General features: G+C 39.3%; 23 protein-coding genes. 10 read left to right on the forward strand and 13 right to left on the reverse strand.

The window, feature by feature from the left end; genetic code table 11:
- Positions 1-53: 53 nt before the first annotated feature.
- Positions 54-545, reverse strand: coding sequence for a CpxP family protein (locus tag GNP81_RS01450; RefSeq protein ID WP_155670935.1), 492 nt, complete (start codon positions 543-545; stop codon positions 54-56).
- Positions 546-750: 205 nt separating this feature from the next.
- Here GNP81_RS01450 and GNP81_RS01455 point away from each other — a divergent pair, with 205 nt between their 5' ends.
- From GNP81_RS01455 to GNP81_RS01465, 3 genes are all read left to right on the forward strand, one after another.
- The gene (locus GNP81_RS01455; protein ID WP_155670933.1) at positions 751-1,434 is read left to right on the forward strand and encodes a response regulator; all 684 of its coding nucleotides are present in this window, start codon (positions 751-753) and stop codon (positions 1,432-1,434) included.
- A gap of 3 nt (positions 1,435-1,437) precedes the next feature.
- Positions 1,438-2,826: an envelope stress sensor histidine kinase CpxA gene (gene cpxA / locus GNP81_RS01460; RefSeq protein ID WP_336495400.1), complete on the forward strand. Its 1,389-nt coding sequence runs from the start codon at positions 1,438-1,440 to the stop codon at positions 2,824-2,826.
- Between the two features lie 133 nt (positions 2,827-2,959).
- Positions 2,960-3,439, forward strand: a complete 480-nt coding sequence (locus GNP81_RS01465) for a tRNA (cytidine(34)-2'-O)-methyltransferase (protein WP_012533190.1) — start codon at positions 2,960-2,962, stop codon at positions 3,437-3,439.
- Between the two features lie 78 nt (positions 3,440-3,517).
- Here GNP81_RS01465 and cysE read toward each other — a convergent pair whose 3' ends face one another.
- From cysE to GNP81_RS01485, 4 genes are all read right to left on the reverse strand, one after another.
- Positions 3,518-4,339, reverse strand: a complete 822-nt coding sequence (gene cysE, locus GNP81_RS01470; protein WP_005421201.1) for a serine O-acetyltransferase — start codon at positions 4,337-4,339, stop codon at positions 3,518-3,520.
- A gap of 18 nt (positions 4,340-4,357) precedes the next feature.
- Positions 4,358-5,389 carry an NAD(P)H-dependent glycerol-3-phosphate dehydrogenase gene (gpsA, locus tag GNP81_RS01475; RefSeq protein ID WP_080952025.1) on the reverse strand — a complete coding sequence of 344 codons (1,032 nt, stop codon included), beginning with the start codon at positions 5,387-5,389 and terminating at the stop codon, positions 4,358-4,360.
- Between the two features lie 150 nt (positions 5,390-5,539).
- Positions 5,540-6,010: a protein-export chaperone SecB gene (gene secB, locus GNP81_RS01480; RefSeq protein ID WP_005421204.1), complete on the reverse strand. Its 471-nt coding sequence runs from the start codon at positions 6,008-6,010 to the stop codon at positions 5,540-5,542.
- Between the two features lie 129 nt (positions 6,011-6,139).
- A complete protein-coding gene (locus tag GNP81_RS01485; protein WP_026029413.1) occupies positions 6,140-6,577 on the reverse strand; it encodes a rhodanese-like domain-containing protein in 438 nt (145 codons plus the stop codon).
- A 222-nt stretch (positions 6,578-6,799) separates the two neighbouring features.
- Between GNP81_RS01485 and GNP81_RS01490 the strand changes: the two genes are divergently transcribed.
- Complete coding sequence (locus GNP81_RS01490) at positions 6,800-7,945, forward strand: murein hydrolase activator EnvC family protein (RefSeq protein WP_155670929.1); 1,146 nt, start codon at positions 6,800-6,802, stop codon at positions 7,943-7,945.
- Between the two features lie 75 nt (positions 7,946-8,020).
- Here the strand turns inward: GNP81_RS01490 and GNP81_RS01495 are convergent, their stop codons facing one another.
- The gene (locus tag GNP81_RS01495; RefSeq protein WP_336495399.1) at positions 8,021-8,554 is read right to left on the reverse strand and encodes an FxsA family protein; all 534 of its coding nucleotides are present in this window, start codon (positions 8,552-8,554) and stop codon (positions 8,021-8,023) included.
- Between the two features lie 432 nt (positions 8,555-8,986).
- Between GNP81_RS01495 and aspA the strand changes: the two genes are divergently transcribed.
- Together aspA and GNP81_RS01505 are read left to right on the forward strand one after the other, a co-directional pair.
- Entirely contained in the window at positions 8,987-10,438 is a 1,452-nt protein-coding gene (gene aspA / locus GNP81_RS01500; RefSeq protein WP_155670927.1) for an aspartate ammonia-lyase, read from the forward strand.
- A 165-nt stretch (positions 10,439-10,603) separates the two neighbouring features.
- A complete protein-coding gene (locus GNP81_RS01505; protein ID WP_005421215.1) occupies positions 10,604-11,905 on the forward strand; it encodes an anaerobic C4-dicarboxylate transporter in 1,302 nt (433 codons plus the stop codon).
- 55 nt (positions 11,906-11,960) lie between these two features.
- Here GNP81_RS01505 and GNP81_RS01510 read toward each other — a convergent pair whose 3' ends face one another.
- Positions 11,961-12,386, reverse strand: coding sequence for a universal stress protein (locus GNP81_RS01510; protein ID WP_155670925.1), 426 nt, complete (start codon positions 12,384-12,386; stop codon positions 11,961-11,963).
- 214 nt (positions 12,387-12,600) lie between these two features.
- Here GNP81_RS01510 and GNP81_RS01515 point away from each other — a divergent pair, with 214 nt between their 5' ends.
- Both GNP81_RS01515 and nagB read left to right on the forward strand, forming a co-directional pair.
- Complete coding sequence (locus GNP81_RS01515; protein WP_155674241.1) at positions 12,601-14,448, forward strand: protein-disulfide reductase DsbD; 1,848 nt, start codon at positions 12,601-12,603, stop codon at positions 14,446-14,448.
- A gap of 108 nt (positions 14,449-14,556) precedes the next feature.
- A complete protein-coding gene (gene nagB, locus GNP81_RS01520; RefSeq protein ID WP_011262751.1) occupies positions 14,557-15,357 on the forward strand; it encodes a glucosamine-6-phosphate deaminase in 801 nt (266 codons plus the stop codon).
- A 110-nt stretch (positions 15,358-15,467) separates the two neighbouring features.
- Here the strand turns inward: nagB and arsJ are convergent, their stop codons facing one another.
- From arsJ to GNP81_RS01540, 4 genes are all read right to left on the reverse strand, one after another.
- Positions 15,468-16,673 (reverse strand): organoarsenical effux MFS transporter ArsJ, encoded by a 1,206-nt coding sequence (arsJ, locus tag GNP81_RS01525; RefSeq protein WP_155674240.1) that lies wholly within the window; start codon positions 16,671-16,673, stop codon positions 15,468-15,470.
- Positions 16,674-16,740: 67 nt separating this feature from the next.
- Positions 16,741-17,238 (reverse strand): phosphatase domain-containing putative toxin, encoded by a 498-nt coding sequence (locus GNP81_RS01530; RefSeq protein ID WP_155674239.1) that lies wholly within the window; start codon positions 17,236-17,238, stop codon positions 16,741-16,743.
- Between the two features lie 30 nt (positions 17,239-17,268).
- Positions 17,269-18,270: an ArsJ-associated glyceraldehyde-3-phosphate dehydrogenase gene (locus tag GNP81_RS01535; protein ID WP_155674238.1), complete on the reverse strand. Its 1,002-nt coding sequence runs from the start codon at positions 18,268-18,270 to the stop codon at positions 17,269-17,271.
- Positions 18,271-18,282: 12 nt separating this feature from the next.
- Positions 18,283-18,612, reverse strand: a complete 330-nt coding sequence (locus GNP81_RS01540; protein ID WP_005421229.1) for a metalloregulator ArsR/SmtB family transcription factor — start codon at positions 18,610-18,612, stop codon at positions 18,283-18,285.
- A 131-nt stretch (positions 18,613-18,743) separates the two neighbouring features.
- Here GNP81_RS01540 and GNP81_RS01545 point away from each other — a divergent pair, with 131 nt between their 5' ends.
- On the forward strand, positions 18,744-19,649 hold the full coding sequence (locus tag GNP81_RS01545) for a LysR family transcriptional regulator (RefSeq protein ID WP_155674237.1): 906 nt from the start codon (positions 18,744-18,746) through the stop codon (positions 19,647-19,649).
- A gap of 66 nt (positions 19,650-19,715) precedes the next feature.
- Here GNP81_RS01545 and GNP81_RS01550 read toward each other — a convergent pair whose 3' ends face one another.
- Together GNP81_RS01550 and GNP81_RS01555 are read right to left on the reverse strand one after the other, a co-directional pair.
- On the reverse strand, positions 19,716-21,233 hold the full coding sequence (locus GNP81_RS01550; protein ID WP_155674236.1) for a DUF1254 domain-containing protein: 1,518 nt from the start codon (positions 21,231-21,233) through the stop codon (positions 19,716-19,718).
- Between the two features lie 116 nt (positions 21,234-21,349).
- On the reverse strand, positions 21,350-22,537 hold the full coding sequence (locus tag GNP81_RS01555; RefSeq protein WP_155674235.1) for a BamA/TamA family outer membrane protein: 1,188 nt from the start codon (positions 22,535-22,537) through the stop codon (positions 21,350-21,352).
- 398 nt (positions 22,538-22,935) lie between these two features.
- Here GNP81_RS01555 and GNP81_RS01560 point away from each other — a divergent pair, with 398 nt between their 5' ends.
- Positions 22,936-24,162, forward strand: coding sequence for an NAD(P)/FAD-dependent oxidoreductase (locus tag GNP81_RS01560; protein WP_155674234.1), 1,227 nt, complete (start codon positions 22,936-22,938; stop codon positions 24,160-24,162).
- Position 24,163 lies beyond the last annotated feature (1 nt).

Genomic DNA, 24,163 nt, shown 5'->3' on the forward strand with positions numbered 1-24,163 from the left:
ACGAGCCCTTACTTTCATAAGGACTCGTTTTATTTTTATTCGACTAAAGCGAATTAATGTGCGCAATCAGCAATATATTTGTCTTGATTTGCTTTAAATTCTACTTTTTGCTCAGGCGTTAAAATGTTCATCATTTCGTGACGTTTTTTCATCATTTCAACACGACGGTCAATCTGGCGTTGTGACATTTTTTCAGCTAAATCACGTACTGCTTGCTCATCAAAGTTATCCGCTAGGATTAAGTCCTGCATAGCTTGGTGATCGGCTTTCATTTCAGCAGTTGGTTGGCGGTGCTCGCCTCTTTTCGCTTTATGTTCAGCTTTACGCTCATCACGCATTTTCTCAAATTTTGCTTTCTGCTCATCGGTTAGATCAAGATCTTTAAATGCTTTTTTATTGGCTTTCATCATGCACTTACCACCGTGCATTCCTTCACCTTTCATTCCACCATCATGATGACCGCCACCAAAAGCAAATGCCGATGTTGACGCTAAAGAAAGAGGAAGAACGACTGCGCCTAAAACCATTTTTTTCATCATATTCATTGTATTATCTCCGTTGAAGAAATCTTATTGTATGGGTACAACAACTCTGCGTTGTTTGGTATGAGGTAAGAATAGCTCAGTCAACGTAAATGAGTGTATTTTGAGCGTAAAGCAACGTAAAGGTTATTTTGAAGGTTGGTATTCCTTCGTTTATTTGGCGATACTATCATTACCAAATGGTTGGTAAGAAAGTGAGTAGATAAGAATGGCAAAGATTTTATTAGTTGATGATGATATTGAACTGACAGCTCTGTTAAAAGATATCTTAAGTTTAGAAGGCTATAACGTAATAGAAGCTAATAATGGCATTGAGGGTTTAGCTGCAATAACCGATGATCTTGACCTTATTTTGCTTGATATCATGATGCCTAAAATGAATGGTATGGATATGCTCCGTAAATTACGAGAGACAAATGAAACGCCTGTTCTTATGCTCACAGCCAAAGGTGAAGAGATTGATCGTGTGATTGGTCTTGAGCTTGGTGCAGATGATTACTTACCAAAACCATTTAGCGACAGAGAATTACTTGCTCGAATTCGTGCAATCCTACGACGCACTCAAGGCAAAACCAAAGAAAATAATAGCAGTAGTATCAAATACCAAGATATTGAGCTCTTTGTTGGTAAACAAGAAGCCTATCGCAATGGTGAACTAATGGAGCTAACAGGAACAGAATTCGGTCTATTATCCCAATTCATTCAGAAGCCAGGTGAAATCATATCTAAAGAAGATCTCAGCTTAGAAGTGCTAGGCAAACGCCTTGCGCCATTTGATCGTGCTATTGATATGCACGTGTCTAATTTACGCAAAAAATTACCGCCATTATCAGAAGGAAAACCTCGAATTAAAACATTACGAGGCCGCGGCTATTTATTTGTAGAGGAGTAATCGGTGTTTAAGGTAAATACTCGCTTCCCCCTTTTATCCAGCTTATATGGCCGAATCTTTGCCATTTTTTGGCTAACCTTATTATTGGTTCTTATTGGGGTTGTTATTGGCCCCAACTTTGACCCTCGTTCTCGTCACAATATTGCAGCTGAGCATCTAACTAAAATGACTCAAATTGCCGCTTACATTACAGGAAAGTACTCTGAGCGTGACAATTTGAAAAAAACGTTGAAAGAGATCAGTCACCGAGCGCATCGACACGACGAAAATCTTGACCTATTTTTCACCACCCCAACGGGTGAAATTTTAGATAAACCAAAAGAACTTCGAGGAAGAAAAAAAGCCTTACTTAACTTTTTAACGCTGTCTGATAATCCCGAATTACCTCAACAAAAACTTTATGGAAGAACCATGATGGCTGGTCCTTTTGATATCGTGATTGCCCATGAAACCGTTTATATGTATGTGGGACGATATTGGAAAAAGCCACCACCATTTATTCTTAGAATATTAGATAAACCAGGGCAATTACTCTTAGTGACCATGCTTGTAAGTACCCCATTTTTGCTTTGGCTCGCTTGGGCATTAAGTCAACCAGCAAGGCGTTTACAAAAAGCAGCAGAGCGAGTTGCTAAAGGGCAATTTGAAAAAGATAAAGATCTTGAAAAAGGTCCAAGAGAGTTTAGAAAAACCGGACAAAGCTTTAATCAGATGGTTGGCTCATTAAATACCATGATTTCGGGTCAACAACGTTTACTTTCAGATATTTCACACGAATTACGCTCCCCGCTAACCCGTTTAAGAATGGCGACCGCCCTTGCCACTCGTAAACAAGGGGAAAGTGCAGAACTATCCCGAATAGATATGGAAGCGGATCGTTTAGAACAAATGATATCTGAGCTATTGGAGCTTTCTCGTATTCAAGTTAATAGTCATCAAGAGCGAGAAAAAACCGATGCCTACTCATTATGGTTTGATATTTTAGAAGACGCCAAATTTGAAGCAGAAAATTCAAATAAAGTACTAACGTACTCTAATTTAAAAGAAACTCCAATCTTTGGTAACCCTAATTTATTAATGAGCGCCGTAGAGAACGTAATACGTAATGCCATTAAATACGGTAACGATGTTGTCACAGTGAACATTAATGACACGGGTAAAATTCTCACCATCATTGTTGATGATAATGGAGAAGGCGTGCCAGAAGATGAACTACAAGATATCTTTAAGCCTTTCTATCGAGTATCTACCGCTCGCGATCGAAGCAGTGGCGGAACTGGTCTTGGTTTAGCGATTACTGAGAGTGCCATTTATCAACACAATGGAACAATTATTGCGAGTCGGAGTCCACTAGGTGGATTACGAATGACAATAACGCTACCAATAGAATAAGTTCTTCCTAGCTCCCAAGAATAACCATCACACATGGCCTATATCAAACAGAATTAATCTCGATATAAGTCATGTGTTATTTGGGTGAGTTTAGATATACTGCTTTTAATTTCCGTTTATTCAAGAGTTCATTATGTTTGATATTGCGCTGTACGAACCTGAAATTGCCCCAAATACGGGCAACATTATCCGATTATCTGCTAACTGTGGTGCAAACCTACATTTGATTGAACCATTAGGATTCGATTTAGAAGAGAAAAAACTCCGTCGCGCAGGTTTAGACTACCATGATTTAGCGCACGTAAAACGCCACAAAAACTACGCCGCGTTTCTTGAATATTTAGCCAATGACAGTGATGTAGAACACCGTATTTTTGCTTGTACAACGAAAACGACTGGTCACCACACAACACCAAGCTACCAAAAAGGTGATGTGCTGTTATTTGGTCCTGAGACTCGTGGATTACCAGCTGATTTAATTGATGGCTTACCAATGGAACAACGAGTTCGCATTCCAATGATGCCAGATAGTCGCAGCTTAAACTTATCTAACTCTGTTGCAATCATTGTATTCGAAGCATGGCGTCAAATGGGATTTGAAGGCGGATTATAATCCCCAATCAATATGAAACCCTAGATACAAAAATAGCCACTAGAGAGTGGCTATTTTTGTATACATAATGAGGTTTTATTAAATCCCGTCCCCTGCAACAAAGGTTTGAGACTTACCGTTAAACTGTTGGTCCATATCAAGAGATGGCATTTCAGAACTAGGGCGCCCAACGATTTTTGCAGGAACACCCGCAACCGTCGTATGAGGAGGGACAGCCTGTAGTACCACAGAGCACGAACCAATTTTAGCGCCAACTCCAACTTCAATGTTACCTAAAATCTTCGCACCAGCACCAATCATAACCCCTTCACGGATCTTAGGGTGACGATCGCCACACTCTTTACCTGTACCACCGAGTGTCACGTCTTGCAGGATAGAAACATCATTTTCAACCACTGCAGTTTCACCAATAACGATACCTGTAGCATGGTCAAACATGATCCCTTTACCGATTGTAGCTGCAGGATGAACATCCACCTGACAAGCAACCGAGATTTCATTTTGTAGGTACGTTGCTAATGCAACACGACCTTGTTTCCATAGCCAGTTTGATACACGATAGCCTTGCAGTGCGTGATAACCTTTTAAATACAATAAAGGCATTGAGTACATAGAAACCGCAGGGTCTCGAGTTACCGTTGCACAAATATCGCATGCAGCAGCATCAGTAATCGTTGGATCTGAAGCAAACGCCTCTTCAACTACTTCGCGAACGGCCATAGCTGGCATTGAAGCTGTCGCCAATTTATTCGCTAAAATATAACTCAATGCTGCAGCTAAATTTTCATGTTTAATGATGGTTGCATGATAAAAGCTTGCAAGCATGGGTTCTTGTTCTGATTGCTCACGAGCTTCTCGAACAATACATTCCCATACTTTGTGTTTCTTACATTCATTCATCTTAATACCATCCTTGAATTACGATTCTGATTTTTTATCTCGCGCTAATAAGTCCTGCGCTGCAACTCTTGCATCTTTTCCTTGATACAATACTTGATAAATTTGCTCAACTATAGGCATTTCAACACCCATACGGTTCGCCAACAACCATACTTCTTTGGTATTGCGATAACCCTCAACCACTTGGCCAATTTCTTCTTGAGCGCTATCTACATCGCCACCTTGACCTAGAGCCAAACCAAAACGACGGTTACGAGACTGGTTATCAGTACAAGTTAATACTAAGTCACCTAAACCTGCCATACCCATAAAAGTTTCAGCTTCAGCACCTAAAGCCACGCCTAATCGAGTCATTTCAGCTAAACCACGAGTGATTAAGGCTGTACGAGCATTAGCACCAAAACCAATACCATCAGACATACCCGCACCAATAGCGATTACGTTTTTCACCGCTCCACCTAATTGCATTCCCGTAAAGTCATTATTTGCATAAACACGGAATGTTTTAGAGCAGTGGATTTTTTCTTGTAGGTCTTTAACAAACTCTTGATCAGGAGACGCAACAGCGATCGCCGTTGGCATACCAGAAGCAAGTTCTTTAGCAAAAGTAGGTCCAGAAAGCACAGCCAGTGAATGCGATTCACCTAATGCCTCAACTGCCACTTCTTTTAATAAACGACCTGTTTCAGGCTCAAGCCCTTTTGTCGCCCAGCAGATACGTGAATCGTCACGTAAAAATGGTTTTACATTACCAAGAACCAAACCAAACACATGACTCGGAACCACAACAAGTAAATCACGACTTGCTTGAACTGATTTTTCAAGATCAGTCGACATGATTAATGATGGTGGAAAAGCAACACCAGGTAAAAACTCTTCATTTGCACGATCGGCTTCAAGACGATTCATATGCGCTTCTTCGTGGCCCCATAAAATCACTTTTGCACCATTGCGAGCAAGAGAAATAGCCAGAGACGTTCCGTATGAACCAGCACCAAGTACGGTCATTGAAATATCAGAGTAATCAGTTTGTGTTGTCATTGTGACCATCCAAAACAAGTATCAAGAGATACAGTTATATTAAAAGCAAAATGCACTTTCTACCAAAATACAGAAACTATAAAGCGTATAGAAACCATATTAGATAAAAAAGTGCATTTATTCTCTACAAATTAATCAATAGCGCAAGGCTATTCATTATTATGCTTCAGAAGGCGCAGCTGCGTTTTCTTGAGCTTGGCTTTGTAGGTAGTTCATAAACAATGCGTCAAAGTTAACTGGTGCAAGGTTTAGTTGTGGGAAAGTACCTTTAACTACTAGGCTAGAGATAGTTTCACGAGCGTATGGGAACAGAATGTTCGGACAGAATGCACCTAGGCAATGAGCTAGTTGAGCTTCTTCCATTTGACCAGCAGTAAAGATACCACCTTGTTGAACTTCACAAAGGAATGCTGTCTCTTCTTCGTTCTTAACTGTAACAGTCAGACGTAGAACTACTTCATAAACACCTTCACCTAGTTCACGGCTTTGAGTATCAAGATCCAGTTTAACATCTGGATTCCACTCTTTTTGGAACATTGTTGGTGAATTTGGCGCTTCAAAAGATACGTCTTTTAGGAAAATACGTTGAATTGCGAAGTTTTGTTGTTGCGCTTGTGCTGCTTCAGCCATGGGAAAAGTCCTTTATGTAATATGTATATGAATGCAGAATAACGATGTCACCTTACTCTGCATTCGTGATATCTAAAAAATGAGCCAGATATCACATCAAAATGAATCAATTGCTTAGGAAAGCGGCAATTATTTTTTGCCTTTAACTAACGGTAAGTTAGCTTCATTCCAAGAGATTAGGCCATTCTTAAGTAATTTAACTTGCTCAAAACCAGCTTTGTGCAAATCATTTGCCGCTGCTTGAGCCGTCTGACCTGTTTTACATACAACAATAATTGGGGTTGTTTTTGAGTTTTCAAGACCAGACAAGTTACCTGCTTTAATGTCACTTGGTAAAATGTGACGTGCATCCGTAATATGACCAGATTTAAACTCATCTTTAGAGCGAATATCTAAAACAATCGCATCTTCACGGTTCATTAGTGTTGTTGCTTGTGCAGGGTCAACTTCTTGGTAACCTGCTGTTTTTTGTTTTACTACGTTTTGAATTAACGCGACAACAATACCAATCCACACAACAGCTAAAATCATGTTGTTGCTTACAAAATCAATGATCGAGGTTTCCATATTCTTTATCTCTGATGTTTTAGATAACTCAATACCACAAATAGGCTCGGTTACCATAGGCTCTAAATTTGAAGCGAAAGTATACCCTAGGGTTTGTTCTGAAACTAGCAAGGATAAAAAAACTCGTAAATACAAAGAAAATGCTGTGATATTGGTTTTACAATTGAGACCAAAGTTAAACTCTGTCTAGTCAGAACTCACTCGATCTGAAATAATGCAGCGATGAACATATCCCTTTTAAATAATTCTTTCTCTTGTCGTCGATTGGCTACGACAGCGTTAGTGTGCCTGGCATTTTCTTCTCCAATCTTGGTTCACGCAAGTGATGCCGAATTAAAAGGAATGAAACAAGAAATATCCCGCCAGAGCTCTGTACTAAGCAAGCAGAAAAAAGAACTCTCTAGCCTTCAAAACAGTCTTAAAAAGCATGAAGTATCGATAGCAAACGCATCGAAAAAAATACGTAATGCCGAACAAGAGTTAACGACATTAAAAAGCTCTATTAGTAACCTTAAGCAACAGCAATCTGAATTGACACAACAACAGATTGGACAGACTGAAATATTAAAAGATCTGTTAGTAAACTATTACTTAACCAGTCGAAATAACCAGTTATCAAATGTGCTTAGCGGTGATGATGTGACCAAAATGGATCGCATGACTCAATACGCCCAACGCATATCAGAAGCTCGTGTTGGTGCTATCTCTCAATTAGAGTTCACCAATATGCAGCTTGAAGAAAAAGAAGCTGATTTACTTAAAAAACAACAACGTCAAAGTGAACTTCTTGCTCAATACAAAAAAGAGAAAGTGACACTTCAAACATCGCAGAATAAACGTAAAAATACCGTTTCAAGTATCAGAAAGCGCATTACAAACGAAAGCAGTTATTTAAATGAACTGCAGCAAAATGAAAAACGTTTAAAAACAGCGATAGCTAAAGCAAAAGCGAAGAATAATGTACCAATGGATGGCATTGGCCGACAAAAAGGTCGTCTACCTTGGCCAATAAGTAATCCAAAAACATTACACAGTTTTGGCACGAAACAAACAGGCCAATTAACTTGGAAAGGTATGGTGCTCGCTGGTGATTACGGAACGCCTGTAAAAGCAGTCTATTCTGGTAAAGTTGTTTTTGCTGATTGGCTACGTGGCTATGGCTTAATGGTATTAATCGATCACGGTAAAGGCGATATGACGCTTTATGGCTACAACCAAAGCCTAATGAAAAAAGAAGGCGATAAAGTACGAGCGGGAGAAACCATTGCGGTTGTTGGTGACAGTGGCGGTCAAGACAGACCTTCGCTTTACTTTGAGATCCGTCGTAACAGTAAAGCACAAAACCCACGCTCTTGGCTAAGACGCTAATTATGAAATACTAAAAAGCCGCATTATGTTCATTCATAATGCGGCTTTTTTATTTAATTCGATAAATTAAGATAACTATTTTAGGGTTTTATTCGGATCGTCTTCTTTACGCTGGAACTCCCCCTCAAAGACATCCCCTTGTTGCTCATCCTGACGTGAGTGATCAAATGGGCTACCTTGATTAAACGGACCATTTTGATCAAAGCCACCGCCAAATCCTGCATGAAAGCCTCCTTGAGACGCGCCCATATTATTCACTTTAACTCGACTCATTAGTTGTTTAGCTAAATAAGCTCTTGGAGCTGGTAATAGTACCAACATACCTAACGTATCTGTCATAAAACCAGGAGTAAGCAGTAATACACCTGCAACCGCTAACATAACCCCTTCAACAATTTGCTGTGCAGGTAATTCACCCTGCTGCAATTTTGATTGCACAGACATTAGGGTTTGAATCCCTTGACTACGCACTAATGATGCTCCAACAAAAGCAGTAATAAGAACTAATGCGATAGTTGGCCACATTCCTAACATTCCTCCGACTTGCACAAACAGCGCAATTTCAATGATAGGCACAAATATAAACATCACTAATAAAATAGGAAACACGGTTCACCTCTAACGGATTTAAGACTATTTGAACACTTTATTTAATCTACTTAGTGTAGCAGGCAAATACTTCAAACGTTTTTTTCTCTCTCTAATTTGTTAAATGAGGCACACCGACCACTTTTTCAACAAAAAAGACTGTAAAAGAGTGTAAACAGACATCAAAGTCGTTAACTCGAGTAGCAGTTATATAACCTATAAAGTAAATATATTAACAACTAGTGAGAGCATTATCGCAATTTGAAATATTTTGCAAAAACTAGACTTAAAAAGTGATCAAGTTAACACTTTTACCACTAAAGAGGTGTATGATGACATTAAAACAAGGCATCAGGTACGATATTGATCAACTCTGACGAACGGACTCTACTCGCAGATATGGTCACTTGGAAAGAATCCAATTATTAAAATATAGAACCTTAAAGGCTTACTATGACTCAGATGCTTGATTTAGATAAAAATAATACTGCGGCAACTCGTATTGAAGAAGATTTACTAGGTGAACGTCACGTTCCTGCTGAAGCTTACTACGGTATTCACACTCTTCGTGCTATCGAAAACTTCAATATCTCTAATGTAACAATTTCTGATGTTCCAGAATTTGTACGCGGCATGATCTACACTAAAAAAGCGGCGGCACTAGCGAACAAAGAATTGGGCGCTATTCCTTCACAAGTTGGTGAATACATCATTAAAGCATGTGACCTTATCCTTGAAACAGGTAAGTGTATGGATCAATTCCCATCTGACGTTTTCCAAGGTGGTGCTGGTACTTCTGTTAACATGAACGCTAACGAAGTTATCGCTAACGTTGCTCTTGAATTAATGGGCAAACAAAAAGGCGAATACGACATCGTTAACCCTAACGATCATGTAAACAAATCTCAATCAACTAACTGTGCATACCCTACAGGTTTCCGTATTGCGGTATACAACAGCATGATGAAACTGATCGAAGCGATTGAATACCTAAAAGGCGCATTCGATCTTAAAGATCAAGAATTCCGTAACATCCTGAAAATGGGTCGTACTCAACTTCAAGATGCAGTTCCAATGACTGTTGGTCAAGAGTTCCACGCTTGGGGTGTTCTACTTCAAGAAGAAGTGAAAAACCTTAACTACACAGCACAACTTCTTTTAGAAGTGAACATTGGTGCAACAGCAATCGGTACTGGCTTAAACGCAGCAACTGGTTACCAAGAAGCAGCAGTTAAACACCTATCTGAAGTAACAGGTCTACCATGTGTTGCTGCTGAAGACTTAATCGAAGCAACATCTGACTGTGGTGCTTACGTAATGATCCACGGTGCGCTAAAACGTACTGCGGTTAAGATGTCTAAGATCTGTAATGATTTACGTCTTCTTTCTTCTGGTCCTCGTGCTGGTCTAAATGAATTGAACCTTCCAGAGCTTCAAGCTGGTTCTTCAATCATGCCTGCTAAAGTTAACCCAGTAATCCCAGAAGTTGTTAACCAAGTATGTTTCAAAGTAATTGGTAACGATACAACAGTGACTTTCGCTGCTGAAGCGGGTCAATTACAACTAAACGTAATGGAACCTGTTATTGGTCAAGCTCTGTTTGAATCAATCGATATCCTACGTAATGCATGTGTGAACCTACGTGATAAGTGTATTGATGGCATCACTGTAAACAAAGAAGTATGTGAAGCTCACGTATTTAACTCTATCGGTATCGTAACTTACCTAAACCCATTCATTGGCCACCACGAAGGTGACATTGTTGGTAAAATCTGTGCTGAAACAGGTAAGAGTGTTCGTGAAGTAGTTCTAGAGCGCGGTCTACTGACTGAAGAGCAACTAGATGACATCTTCTCTGTTGAGAACCTTATGCACCCAGAATACAAAGCAAAACGTTACGATTAATTCTTAACAGTAAATAGCGAGCTCTCAGGGGCTCGCTTTTTTTATTTGTAATTTCTTATTTATAAAATACTCAAAGTAATTATTCATATTTTTTCCTAATTGCTATATATAGCTACCTAGTTCAAATAGGAATAATTATTTAAATATTAAAAAGTGGAGTTTCATATGATTGCTGTACAACTTTTTGTAGTACTGCTGTTCATCTATTTAGGTGCGCGCATCGGTGGTATTGGTATTGGTTTTGCGGGTGGTGCCGGTGTGCTAGTTCTGACCATGATTTTAGGTCTGGACGCAGGTTCTATTCCTATTGATGTTATCCTAATTATCATGTCTGTTATTACTGCTATCGCTGCAATGCAAGTTGCTGGTGGTATGGACTGGTTGGTTGATCTAGCAGAAAAATTCTTACGTAAGAATCCAAAACGCATTACTTTCTACGCACCTATCGTGACTTATTTCATGACGATGCTAGCAGGTACAGGCCACACGGCTTTCTCTACACTTCCAGTTATTGCTGAAGTAGCGAAAGAACAAGGTGTTCGTCCATCTCGCCCACTTTCTATCGCCGTTGTTGCATCTCAAATTGCAATCACAGCGTCTCCTATTTCAGCGGCGGTTGTTTTCTTCTCTGGTATTCTTGAACCTCTAGGTGTGGATTACTTAACGCTATTAGCAGTATGTATTCCTTCAACATTCCTTGCATGTATGGTTGGTGCTTTTGTTGCTAACTTCCTAGGTTGTGAACTAAAAGATGATGTTGTTTATCAAGATCGCCTTCAAAAAGGCCTAATTAAGATGAATGGCACAGGTAAGCGTGAAATCTTACCAACTGCAAAAGCATCTGTTTACATCTTCTGTGCGGCAATCATTGCTGTTGTGGCTTATGCAACAATGATCAGTGGTAGTGTTGGTCTAATTGAACACCCAACCATTGGTCGTAACGAAGCTATCATGGCTCTAATGCTAACAGCAGCTGCGGCAATTGTTACTTTCACTAAAATTGATGCGTCTAAAATTGCTAACGCAGCGACGTTTAAATCAGGTATGAGTGCTTGTGTATGTGTGCTTGGTGTTGCTTGGTTAGGTGATACATTTGTATCTTCTCACATTGGCGAAATCAAAGAGTTCTCTGCTCATATCCTTGAACAATACCCTTGGATGCTAGCCGTTGTTTTATTCTTTGCTTCAATGCTTCTTTACTCTCAAGGCGCAACAACAACAGCTCTAATGCCTGCTGCTCTTGCTATCGGTGTTGCACCAATCACAGCAGTTGCTTCTTTTGCTGCAGTAAGTGCACTGTTCGTTCTTCCAACTTACCCTACACTGCTTGCAGCGGTTGAGATGGATGATACGGGTTCAACACGTATCGGTAACCTAGTATTTAACCACCCATTCTTTATCCCTGGTGTGGCAACTATCGCAACGTCTGTTGCTCTAGGTTTTGCATTCGGTGGTATTATTCTTTAATAGGTGAATTGCAATAATATCCCTCAAATGGCAGCTGAATAAGCTGCCATTTTTTTTATGAAGAGATCGGAACCACTAAAATATCGACAGGTGAATGATTTATTAATGGTCGAGAATAAGAAATAATCTTACTCAGAAAATCATGGTGATGACCACAAATAATAAGATCAACTTCGGTATCTGTAACAGCAAGACTCACCTTATTACTCAAATCGCCAGTACCCACCCAGAAATGCTCAATTGGAAATGTCGTATATTTCTGGAATTCAGTAAGCCATTTATTTGAAGGTTCATTTAATGGTTTCAGTTCAGGCTCAGCCTGAATATCAATTAACTCTGGATAAATTTCTCCATGAGTCCCATCAATATGAATAAACGATACTTTTGCCCCCACAAGCTCTGCTAATGATGTTGCTCTATCAATCAATAAATGGCTTTCTTTTGAAAGATCCAGAGCAACAAGGATATGTTTGTATTTCATCACCACGCCCTCTTTGAATTGTCGTCCAAATAAGCATAGTTTTAGTCCGGAAAAAATAGTGTCGCAGAGATCCCGAAACCGTAACAAATGACAATTTATTCTCATAATAAGCAAGAAGAGATAGATATAAAATCATCCTAATTGATACTATACTTGTCGAACTCTTGACCGTTTCTATAGTCATATCCGTACCTATTTTTATAAAGATTTTCACATGACGCATTTATATCGCTTTCGAACAGCCCTTTTATCCCTCTTTCTTTTGTTCACGATCTTGGCTCCTAGTGCCAATGCCGCGTTTGATTTAACCAAACTTCAAGGAAACCAAGATTCGTCTTTTGTAACTGTGAATGAGGCTTTTCCCTTTAATTTCATGCAACAAGGCGATCGTGTTTATTTAGATTGGCAAGTAAAACCCGACTATTACCTATACCAACAACGCATCTCTGTAAAAGCCAATGGTGCTGAAATTGCTGATCTCGTCATGGAAGATGGAACCCCTCATAATGATGAATTTTTTGGTCACGTAAATATTTACACCGAGCCATTAACCATTACTGTTCCACTAGTTTCTGTCGGTGATAACGCAGAATTAATCGTTCGATACCAAGGTTGTGCAAAAGCAGGGTTCTGCTATCCACCTGAAATTCGTAAAATTCCACTATCTGCACTGACAGCACCAAGTAGCTATCAAGATGAAGTTGCTAAAACAAACGTTGTAGCAAAAAGTGAAAATGCGCCCGTTGGTATAGAAAAGCAGATTCCTGCGCCTCTTGAAACATCAAAGACTCAGACTCAACAACAAGAGTTAGCGACCAACTTAGGTGATGCTTGGTGGACGCCTTTCCTATTTTTGGCATTAGGCATTGGCCTTGCGTTTACGCCTTGCGTATTGCCTATGTACCCTATCTTAACGGGCATTGTTTTGGGTGGCGGTAAGCTATCTCATGGTAAAGCTTTTAAACTCTCTTTTGTTTATGTCCAAGGTATGGCATTAACTTATACCTTACTTGGATTAGTAGTTGCTTCAGCAGGTCTTCAATTCCAAGCTGCATTACAACATCCTTACGTACTTATTGGATTAAGCATCCTATTTGTACTGCTTGCGCTTTCTATGTTTGGTGCTTACACCATTCAACTGCCAAGTAGCATACAAACTAAATTAAATGACATCAGTAATCAGCAGCAAGGTGGTAACTTAGGTGGCGTATTTGCCATGGGTGCTATCTCTGGTTTAGTTTGTTCGCCATGTACTACAGCCCCACTTTCTGGCGCACTACTTTATGTCGCAAAAAGTGGAGACTTACTCACTGGGGCAATTGCTCTTTATGCGCTGGCTATTGGTATGGGTATTCCACTGATCTTAGCAGCGGTATTTGGCAATAAATTGCTACCAAAAGCCGGCGTTTGGATGACGCATGTAAAAACCCTATTTGGTTTTATTTTACTTGCCGTTCCAGTGTTCTTATTAGAGCGAATTCTTCCACATGACGTGACTCCATTTATTTGGTCTGCATTAGGTATTGCTGCATTTGGTTGGCTATATCATGTTAAAGCAACCATGCCTCAATCATGGAAAACCAGTATTGTTGGTATTGTGGCCATTTTAGGTATTGTTGGTTCAGCTATTCCTGTAATTGATGCTATTTCAGGAAAAAGTCATACAGAGATAACAACAAACACTCAAACCGTGACCTTTAAAAAAATCACTAATATTAATGAGTTAAACCAAGAGCTAGAGATAGCCAAAGCACAAGGAAAACCAGTTATGCTCGACTTTTATGCTGACTGGTGTGTGGCTTGTAAAGAATTTGAAAAATACACCTTCCATAATGAGAAAGTTGAACCCGTATTATCTGAATTTGTTTTATTACAAGCAGACGTAACAAAGAATAGTCCAGCAGATATTGAGCTATTACAGCAGCTTAAAGTTCTTGGGCTACCAACCATCGATTTTTGGAATGCAAACGGAGAATATTTATCTGATTCTCGTTTAACTGGTTTTATGAAAGCCGATCCATTTATGGATCATTTAAGTACAAACGTGATCAATGTTAAATAATAATGTTTCTTTATTGAGCAAAATCATTGGTGATACGTGACAACTTATTTTATAATGCGAATTAATGATTTTTGATTCTACGACTTACGTTTTTTTTGAGGTATACAAATGAGATTAATCCCGCTAAATCGCGCTGAACAAGTTGGTGCATGGTCTGCACAACACATTGTTAACCGTATCAATGCATTCAATCCAACCGCTGATCGTCCATTTGTTCTAGGTCTACCTACTGGTGGTACACCTCTTAATACTTACAAAAAGCTAATCGAACTGCATAAAGCAGGCGAAGTAAGCTTCAAGAACGTAGTAACGTTCAACATGGATGAGTACGTTGGTCTTCCTGCGGATCACCCTGAATCTTACCGTACATTCATGCATGAAAACTTCTTCAACCACATTGATATTCAACCTGAAAATATCAACCTATTAAATGGTAATGCAGAAGATCACGAAGCAGAATGTCAACGTTACGAAGACAAAATCAAGTCTTACGGCCGCATTAACCTATTCATGGGTGGTGTTGGTAACGACGGTCACATCGCTTTCAATGAGCCAGCATCATCTCTATCTTCTCGTACACGTATTAAAACGTTAACTGAAGATACTCGTATTGCTAACTCTCGCTTCTTCGGTGGCGACATGAACCTTGTTCCTGAGTACTCACTAACAATCGGTGTTGGTACTCTACTTGATTCAGAAGAGATCATGATCCTAATTACAGGTCACAACAAAGGTCTTGCTCTGCAAGCAGCTGTTGAAGGTTCTGTAAACCACTTATGGACTGTATCTGCACTTCAACTTCACCCTAAATCAGTAATCGTGTGTGATGAGCCATCAACACAAGAACTGAAAGTGAAAACAGTGAAATACTTCCAACAGCTTGAAGCTAAAAACATGGAAGGTTTTTAATTTACTGCGTTAATTTCGCAATAAATTAAACAAAAAACCACCGTTTATCGGTGGTTTTTTTTGTAATAAAAAAAAGCTAAATATACACAGCTATCTGCGTTCTATTCATATTAATTTGATTTTGGCAACTTAATGGATATCAATGCAGCGAGTAATAAAAATCCAAACGACACCCATAAACACGCAGCAAAACCTGCCATTTGAAATACCCAACCAGATAGAATAGTTCCCACTAAACGTCCCATCGCATTAGCCATATAATAGAAACCTACATCCATAGATACACCATCACCTTTGGCATAACTCACAATCAGATAAGAATGAAGTGAAGAGTTAACAGCGAAAATACCACCGAAAATCAACAAACCAATGACGATAACATATTCAGGTTGCCACTCTATTTGAACACTATAAGCAATAATTCCTGTCACAAAAGCTAATAAACTCACCCACCACATTGCCGCTCGGCCATCAGGTACTTTTCCTTCCGCTTTACCTGTGATTTTAGGAGCAAAGCCTTGTACAAAACCATACGCAATCACCCATAGTGCTAAAAAGCCACCAACCAATGAATGATCCCAGTTAAACACACTACCAAGGTAAATGGGTAAAGCGACAACAAACCACACATCTCGTGCACCAAACAAAAATAGGCGAGCAGCCGAGAGCGTATTAATTTGTTCTGATTTTGAAAACAATTGAGTAAATTTAGGCTTTGATTTTGCTTTTCCCATATCACCATCAAGCAAAAGCACACTACCAACAAATACCACAAACAGAACACTCGCCATTGCGATAACCGCAAATTGAAAACCAATCGTCGTTAGCAGTAGTCCACCAAGGAAGAAGCCCGCACCTTTCAATGCATTTTTTGACCCAGTGAGTATAGCAACCCACTTATACAGTGCCCCTTCTTGATCACTTGGAACAAGGGTTTTTATCGCACTTTTGGCACTCATCTTATTGAGATCTTTAGCTATACCAGAGAATGCTTGAGCCGCCATTACCCATGGGATTGTGAGCCAACTACTTGGTAAAGCAAGCATCAATAACGCCCCAACCTGCATCAATAAACCAATGTTCATGGTTTTATTTAATCCAAGCCTTGCACCAAGCCAACCACCAATTAAGTTCGTCACCACACCAAAAAATTCATAAAACAAAAAGAGCGAAGCAATAGCTAATGTGGTGTAACCCAGATCATGAAAATAAAGCACCACCAACATACGTAATGCGCCGTCAGTAATGGTGAAATTCCAATAATTAAACGTCACAAGCATATATTGACGTACACTGTGGCTTAATTGAGAAAACATAAAATCATCCGTTCAAATAAAAAAGCCTCAGAAAACAATCGCTCTCTGAGACCTTATCTAAAACACATTATTTACCAGCAACAGCATCAATGTATTCAATTTGTACTCGCTTAGTAAAAGCGCCTGGGCGTAGTGCTTGAACTTGCTGTTTAATCACATCGAGATCCCAGCCTAAGTCCAATAATAAATGCGCAGCAAGCAAACCAGTTCGACCAGAGCCTCCCATGCAATGCATTGCTACCTTGTCATTATTTTCCAATACTTGTTGAAGTTCTGACGTTGCTGTTGCCCATTGTTCAGCAAACTCATCACCAGGTGCGCAATCATCTTCAATTGGTAAATAAAACCATTTCATACCTAGACGTTGTACTTCTTCACCAAGAGCACCTACGCCTTTTTCTGTTAGTTCATCCAGACTTAATGCTGTTGCTACCGCTTCAACACCTTGTGCTTTCAATTGCTCTAATGAGGCGATTAAATCAACCCCTTTTGTACCCGGACACGGAGTCAAAATTAATGTGCCATTAGTACCTGTAACCGGTAATTCCCAAGTAGGATGTGTCATTTAACATTCCTTAAATTCATGTCATTACTATTAAGCTAAGCCAACGTTACGAACTAACTCAGCGGTACGAGTTGCATAACCCATTTCGTTATCATACCAAGCGTAAATCTTCACCATACGCTTACCAACAAGCATAGTAGATGGTGCATCGACTATCGTTGAGCGTTGGTCGCCTTTGTAATCAATCGATACTAATGGGCGCTCTTCGTATCCTAAAATACCTTTTAGTTCACCCTGTGCCGCATCCTTTAATAACTGATTGACTTCTTCAACTGTCGTATCTCTTTTTACTTCAAAGATAATGTCGGTTAATGATGCATTCGCTAAAGGAACTCGTACCGCATGGCCGTCGATTTTATCTTTTAACTCAGGAAAAATTTCTACAATCGCTTTAGCTGAACCCGTAGTGGTTGGGATCAAGCTCATGCCACACGCACGTGCACGGCGAAGATCTTTATGAGGAGCATCAAGAATGGTTTGCGTATTGGTCAAATCATGAATTGTCGTAAATGCCCCATTTTCAATCCCAAACTCCTTATTGATAACTTTAACAATTGGAGCGAGGCAGTTTGTTGTGCAAGATGCCGCAGTGACGATTTGGTGAACAGCAGGATCAAAAATGTCATCATTCACACCGACAACAATGTTTGCGACTCCTTCTTCTTTTACTGGAGCAGAAACAACCACACGCTTAACACCTTGAGATAAATATTTATCTAAGAATGAACGCGCACGATGCACGCCAGTTGCCTCAATCACCACATCACAGCCAGACCAATCAACCGCATCGATCTCTTTTTCTTGTGTGGTTTTAAGGATTTGACCATTAATGAGCATGTTGCTTCCATTGCTTGTCACTTCATGGTGCCAACGACCCTGAACAGAATCAAACTCCAATAAGTGCGCTAACGTATGCGTATCACCCGCAGCATCATTAATTTGTACAAATTCAAGTTCAGGCCAATCAAATGCGGCTCTTAACGCCAAGCGTCCAATACGACCAAATCCGTTAATACCTACTTTAATTTTCATCTTAATTATCCTTTAACAACACGCTTTCATCGCGTTTAATTTATCCGTATCTTTTTGATATTGCGCTTGTAAGCAATTTGATTGCTTCAAACCCTCTATAATTTTATTTAGCCAGCCCGGTAAATTTGAACTAACTTGGTAATACACCCACTGACCTTCACGGGTATCAACCAACACACCAGATTGGCGCAACTGAGCTAAATGACGTGAAATCTTAGGCTGACTTTCATCTAGCGCTTCCGTTAATTGGTTTACACACAAACGACCTTCACGGGCAATAAGCAATAAACAACGCATTCGCGTTTCATCTGACAACATTTTAAAAAATTGATGAGGTAACATACTTAGCCCTTAAATATGGATATATGCATTTCCATATATATTAAATAGAGAGACGCAAAGATCAAGACTAAAAGACAAACTGTCATAAAAGATTCATACTAGAAAAAAGTATTGGCAAGGAAAGCTATCACATGAAAAACAGCATAGACTTAAATTTATATCGTTTTATTGATTCACTTTATGAACAAAAATCGTTAACTAAAGTTTGTCATACATTAGACATCAGTAGAGCAACCTTTAATCGTTATTTATCTGAGTGTCGTGAACGCTTTAATAATGAATTATTCATTGCTGATAAAGGGCTTTATGCACCAACACTCTTTACTATTCAGTTGAACAATATTATCAAAACCCCTTTAGAACAGCTTGAACAAGTACAACAAACTGCTAAATCGTTTAATAATAAAGATGCCAATATCGAATATATCTTTCATTTAGCAAATCCACTAAGCAACTTGCTAACCGTTCCACTTTTACAAGGATTAACCCGAGATGATTGGCATCCTAAAATATCCATTGTGGACTGGTCTTTAGAGGGAATAGAGTTTCCTAAATCAGGCGCACTATCTATCGGGATCTCAGGTTATCCGAACCAAATAAATGAACGTATCATTGAACGAAAACTCGGTGAATTAGCATTGTTTGTGTATGTATCTCAACAGCACCCTTTAGCTAATTCATCCAAAGCTAGTCTTGCTGACTTAGAAAGATTTGATACCGTAAGAGTCTCAATGGGGGATCTCGATGACAGTACATACTATGAACGTCTACGAAAACAAACAGGCGTTAATTTAACACAGAAACTAACCGTTGCTTCCGTTTCTTCAGCCATTGAATGTGTTGAGATAAGCCAATATATTTTTGTTTGTTTTGATATTCCAACACAAAAATTACCCATCAATGTATCTAAACTACCTTTAACTCTCAACGAGAAAGCAATGACATTTGAGGTAGGCCTTCAATATCATCGTGCTTACTACCAACACCCCATTATTAAACACATTGAAAAACTGCTGACTCAGATATTAAAGCAATAAGACATAAAAAAGCCTCTGCCCATTAGTAATAACAAGCAGAGGCTATGGTTAAATTGCAACAATCTCTTATTTAACTAGTTCAATATCACCCGGTTTCCAAGAGTGATCATACCAAGCCTCTTGCGGTCCGTATAAACGTAAAATAGTAAACCACCCTTTACCCGGAACGGTTTCGACCCAGTTTGCTTCTTTGCCTTTTGGTGCTTTAGGTCCGAAATAAATATCAACAGAGCCATCTTTATTTTCAATTAACTTATCACGTTGATTATTCTTACTTGGTAGCGCTTGGCCTGTTTGTAGTTCAGAGCGTGTTTGCGGATCATATGCCACCACTGACCAGAAGTTTTTTGCCGGTACATTCGCAGGAATATTCAACTTATAATTTTTACCACCATCAAGATAATCCCCCCCTTTCGATTTATCTACAATGGCATATTGGGAACCTTTATCTATGAGCTTCAGAGCCATCGCTGGTGTATTTACTGTCGCCATATAAAAGAAATAGGTACGGGCATCCAGATTACGCCCTCCTTCCCCTTTATCTACTAACCACTGATAATCTTTCCCAATAAATGCCGTTTTCCATAAACGATCCGAGTAAATATAAGCGCCTTTATCTCGAGGTTGGAATATCAAAGCTCTTGCCGTTGCATTACCAATCGCTACACCATCTTTTAAGATCTTTTGCATACGAGCATCAGGAGCAAAGAGCTTTCCTTTTTGCAGACCAATACTCGACATTAAACCGCGCATTTCAGGGTCAATAAATGAAATAGGCTCTTTATCTAAAACAACTTTTAACTCATCAAAATAATGTTCATTATTTGCATGGATGGTATTAAATTCTTTTTCACTTCCTGAGATAAATTCCATTTTAGGAGGCTGATTCTTCTTCGCTAATGGATAAATTTTTAACTCACTTTTATACGCATTTACTGCCGCATCTGTTTTACCGTCTTTTAAAAACCCACGAGCAATAAACCAGTTAACATAACTTGTTGATTGAGAAACAAAGTACCCTTCAGGAACTTCCCCTTCATAACCTGGTGGAAGAATTAAATATTTTCCACCTTTACCTTTATCAGGCCCAACAATACCTAAGTCAGTAACAAACCTGAAAAAAGCGTCATTGACCGTTGTTGGCCCCATACCTGCCGGCACTTCAATAACAGTAGGACCATCACGTTCAAGATCTAAAAATGCAGAAGCATAAACGGTGTCGGTATTCCCGGTTAAAAACAGCGGATTCGAATCCATTAATTTATCAAACACCACCACTTGGTTTGATTTACTCACTCCAATACTTTCATGCCCCATTCTTAATGCTTCTAATGATGCCATTGGGATTGCATTTAAAAAGACTTCAGTTGATCGAATAGTGTCTAAATTATCGTACAGCTTTTGGGTGGTTTCTATTGTTGGTGCACCATCAGTAAAATTCAGCTCTCCAATACTCGTACTTACGGCATCCGGAGTCATAATGTTTGTTGGTATATCTGTATTGTACTTATCAGTCGCAAACACTTGTGCCGTAAAAGCCAATGCAGTTAGTGCTACCAATGTTTTCAATTTTGATTTGATCATCTTTTCACCTTCATGGTTAGTTTTGATGGTTTAACTATAGGTCTATCCATTATTTATTTCTGATATTCACTAAGCTCAAATTTAAGCTTTGTTATTTACTTGTTTTTTTATCTCTTTTATATTCCCATACCCACTTGGAAATAAAGAGCTGTATCTTCTTCACTAAACGCTAAATCGATCCCTGTTTTCATACCATAGCGACGAGCAATTAAGTAACGAAAACCCACACCATAAGCATATTGTTCATCACCTTTGAATAATGACTGATGTTGTGATGATGCATAGCCTAAACCGGCAAAAACATTGCTCGACCAACGAATGTTCCATTGGTAGTTAACTTGCCCTTCAAGTGATAAGGTTTGCTCTCCTTGATATCGGTTTCTTGCTATACCACGTAGCTCAATATCAGGGTAAGCTGGAGGGGGAAGAAAGTTTTCGTCAGTATAGAGTGATTTATAATACCCCCTCGCCGCAACAGACCACTCAGGTGTCAGTGTCCAATAATGACGGCCTTTAATATTTAACGTATCAAAATCATAATCACTTCCAATATCATCTCTAAACCAAAGATATTCAACGGTATAATTCATCCCTTCGGTTGGATTTAAGAAGTTATTTTTTGTGTCGTATTCCATTAAAAGACCAAGACCTGACGCTGTTGGTGTCGTGTTCCCCAACCGATTTAAAATTTCATCAGCCTTAGGGTGACTATTAATGCTCAATTCAGGTTGAAAATACTTTTGCACGACTCCAAAAAACAACGGCGTATCATCGACACGAAACTGAAGCTGCTGCATACCACCACCACCACGCATACCAAACTCCACCCCGCTATTTCCAACAATGGGTTCTAGCGCTCCGGCATTATTCTTTTGGCGATAAAAGATCATATTCATATCACCATAAGCCAAACCTCCCATGTAACGGATGGTGTCTTTATTCCAAGTTCTTCTATGCCCAATGAAACCCATCCATGTGCCATTTTCTGTTGCTAAACCACCAGCCACAGTTATTGCAGGAGTTAATAGCTGAGCACCTCCATCCAAAGAGGTTGCCGCCAATTGTTTACGCTTTTCTCTCTGCTGATCAGATTCATGCAAAAACACACCAGCAAAGCCGAAACCATAACCTAAAGCAGGTTCGGTTATTAAAATTGGTACTGGTAAAAAACCATAAGCGTTTTCTGCAAGGTACTCTCCCATATCGAGCTTTCCGTCGATAGGGTCATAAAAATCAACTGCTGAAGAAGCAAAAGAAACACTTAAGCTCATTAATACTAATAACCGAGAGGTATAAAGTGACATCTAAAACATCCATATTTAAGAAGCAAATATATTACTTAAAATCGATAGTTTATCGTCTACTCACCTTAATGATTGTGATAAACCAACTGAATAAAGTATGGCAATAAATATAATAAAAACAAACCTACAAACCAGATACGACCGATATCATTCAGAACTATAATCTGGATCTAATTTATTCCTCTTCCCAACAAAACGGATAATGAACCAACATACATTTATTACCCATATGTAAAAGTGACTTTCATTTATTGACTATTATCACGAATTAAGAAATAAATATAATAGCCGCATTGAAACTCAGCACACACTGTTGCGCTCTGTAATGAAGATTATTCTTTGGTTTATTCTCGAGTGATTTAACTCCTCTCTAAGCCAAAATACTATGAGAAAATGCTATGTCCCGAATCATTGTTGTAGGCGGTGGCGCTGCTGGTCTAGAGCTATCGACCTTATTAACCAAATCAACCCGTAAAGAAGATGAAATCATTCTGGTTGAACCTGAAACACATCATTATTGGAAACCTCGTTTGCACGAAATCGCAGCTGGCACATTTGATAGTGATTTAGATTCGGTTTGTTATTTCACTCACGGGGCTCATCACGGTTACCAACATTATCAAGGTGCGATGACGGGAATCGATCGTGAAAACCAAACCTTATTAGTTCGTCGTCCAGATGGCACAGAATCAGGCTTAAGTTATGATTACCTTGTAGTTGCCATTGGCGCAATCAGTAATGACTTTAATACTCTAGGCGCTCAAGACCACTGCCTATTTTTAGATTCAGCAGGTCAAGCACGCCAAGCGTGGAATCAAATTAGTCAAATCTTACGCGAAGGAAAAAGCAGCACAATAAACATTGTAGGAGCTGGTGCTACTGGTGTTGAGTTAGCGGCCGAATTAGCTCGAGTAAGTAAAAAATTAAAACGCTATAACGCATCATCTTTAAGTATTAATTTAATTGAAGCGGCACATCGTGTATTACCTAATAGCCCACAAAAAATGTCTGATAAGGTATTAAAAGAGCTAGAAAAAAGTGGTGTAAGTGTATTACTAGAAACTCGCATTAGCGAAGTAACAGCAAATGGCATGCGAACGGATGTTGATAAATTTCTTGGTGCTGATATCCAATTTTGGGCTGCGGGTGTAAAAGCACCGGATTGGTTAAATGGTATTGGGAACTTAAGCTACAACCGTATGAACCAAATTAACGTGAACCAAAATCTGAGCTCAACCGAAGATCCTCGTATCTTTGCTATTGGTGATTGCGCTGCAATTCCACAACCTGATGGTTCTTTTGTTCCACCAAAAGCTCAAGCCGCTAACCGTGCAGCAGTTCACTTAGCTAAGAGTTTAGGTCGTTATTTACGTGGAAAAGAGCTAACAGATTTTATCTTCCAAGACAGTGGAATGGTGGTTGCTGTTGGTCATCACTTTGCCGTTGGCACTTTTGCTCCGGGAACTCGCTTAGAAGGAAAATTAGTGTTACAAGGTCGATTAATTCGCCGTTTATACGACACGATTTTCCGCCTACACCAACGCACAGTGACAGGAATGTTTACTGTCTCTCGCTTAATGATCACTAAGCGCTTAAAAGCCTTCTTTAAACCAGCAGGAATTTAAT

The sequence above is a fragment of the Aliivibrio fischeri genome (assembly GCF_009727955.1).
GTDB lineage: Bacteria > Pseudomonadota > Gammaproteobacteria > Enterobacterales > Vibrionaceae > Aliivibrio > Aliivibrio fischeri_A.

What these genes read in the sequence shown, in the direction of transcription:
- GNP81_RS01450 (WP_155670935.1), bottom strand. Translation starts at nt 545, where the DNA reads ATGAATATGATGAAAAAAATGGTTTTAGGCGCAGTCGTTCTTCCTCTT.
- GNP81_RS01455 (WP_155670933.1), top strand. Translation starts at nt 751, where the DNA reads ATGGCAAAGATTTTATTAGTTGATGATGATATTGAACTGACAGCTCTG.
- GNP81_RS01465 (WP_012533190.1), top strand. Translation starts at nt 2,960, where the DNA reads ATGTTTGATATTGCGCTGTACGAACCTGAAATTGCCCCAAATACGGGC.
- cysE (WP_005421201.1), bottom strand. Translation starts at nt 4,339, where the DNA reads ATGAATGAATGTAAGAAACACAAAGTATGGGAATGTATTGTTCGAGAA.
- gpsA (WP_080952025.1), bottom strand. Translation starts at nt 5,389, where the DNA reads ATGGTCACAATGACAACACAAACTGATTACTCTGATATTTCAATGACC.
- secB (WP_005421204.1), bottom strand. Translation starts at nt 6,010, where the DNA reads ATGGCTGAAGCAGCACAAGCGCAACAACAAAACTTCGCAATTCAACGT.
- GNP81_RS01485 (WP_026029413.1), bottom strand. Translation starts at nt 6,577, where the DNA reads ATGGAAACCTCGATCATTGATTTTGTAAGCAACAACATGATTTTAGCT.
- GNP81_RS01490 (WP_155670929.1), top strand. Translation starts at nt 6,800, where the DNA reads ATGAACATATCCCTTTTAAATAATTCTTTCTCTTGTCGTCGATTGGCT.
- aspA (WP_155670927.1), top strand. Translation starts at nt 8,987, where the DNA reads ATGACTCAGATGCTTGATTTAGATAAAAATAATACTGCGGCAACTCGT.
- GNP81_RS01505 (WP_005421215.1), top strand. Translation starts at nt 10,604, where the DNA reads ATGATTGCTGTACAACTTTTTGTAGTACTGCTGTTCATCTATTTAGGT.
- GNP81_RS01510 (WP_155670925.1), bottom strand. Translation starts at nt 12,386, where the DNA reads ATGAAATACAAACATATCCTTGTTGCTCTGGATCTTTCAAAAGAAAGC.
- GNP81_RS01515 (WP_155674241.1), top strand. Translation starts at nt 12,601, where the DNA reads ATGACGCATTTATATCGCTTTCGAACAGCCCTTTTATCCCTCTTTCTT.
- nagB (WP_011262751.1), top strand. Translation starts at nt 14,557, where the DNA reads ATGAGATTAATCCCGCTAAATCGCGCTGAACAAGTTGGTGCATGGTCT.
- arsJ (WP_155674240.1), bottom strand. Translation starts at nt 16,673, where the DNA reads ATGTTTTCTCAATTAAGCCACAGTGTACGTCAATATATGCTTGTGACG.
- GNP81_RS01530 (WP_155674239.1), bottom strand. Translation starts at nt 17,238, where the DNA reads ATGACACATCCTACTTGGGAATTACCGGTTACAGGTACTAATGGCACA.
- GNP81_RS01535 (WP_155674238.1), bottom strand. Translation starts at nt 18,270, where the DNA reads ATGAAAATTAAAGTAGGTATTAACGGATTTGGTCGTATTGGACGCTTG.
- GNP81_RS01540 (WP_005421229.1), bottom strand. Translation starts at nt 18,612, where the DNA reads ATGTTACCTCATCAATTTTTTAAAATGTTGTCAGATGAAACGCGAATG.
- GNP81_RS01545 (WP_155674237.1), top strand. Translation starts at nt 18,744, where the DNA reads ATGAAAAACAGCATAGACTTAAATTTATATCGTTTTATTGATTCACTT.
- GNP81_RS01550 (WP_155674236.1), bottom strand. Translation starts at nt 21,233, where the DNA reads ATGATCAAATCAAAATTGAAAACATTGGTAGCACTAACTGCATTGGCT.
- GNP81_RS01555 (WP_155674235.1), bottom strand. Translation starts at nt 22,537, where the DNA reads ATGTCACTTTATACCTCTCGGTTATTAGTATTAATGAGCTTAAGTGTT.
- GNP81_RS01560 (WP_155674234.1), top strand. Translation starts at nt 22,936, where the DNA reads ATGTCCCGAATCATTGTTGTAGGCGGTGGCGCTGCTGGTCTAGAGCTA.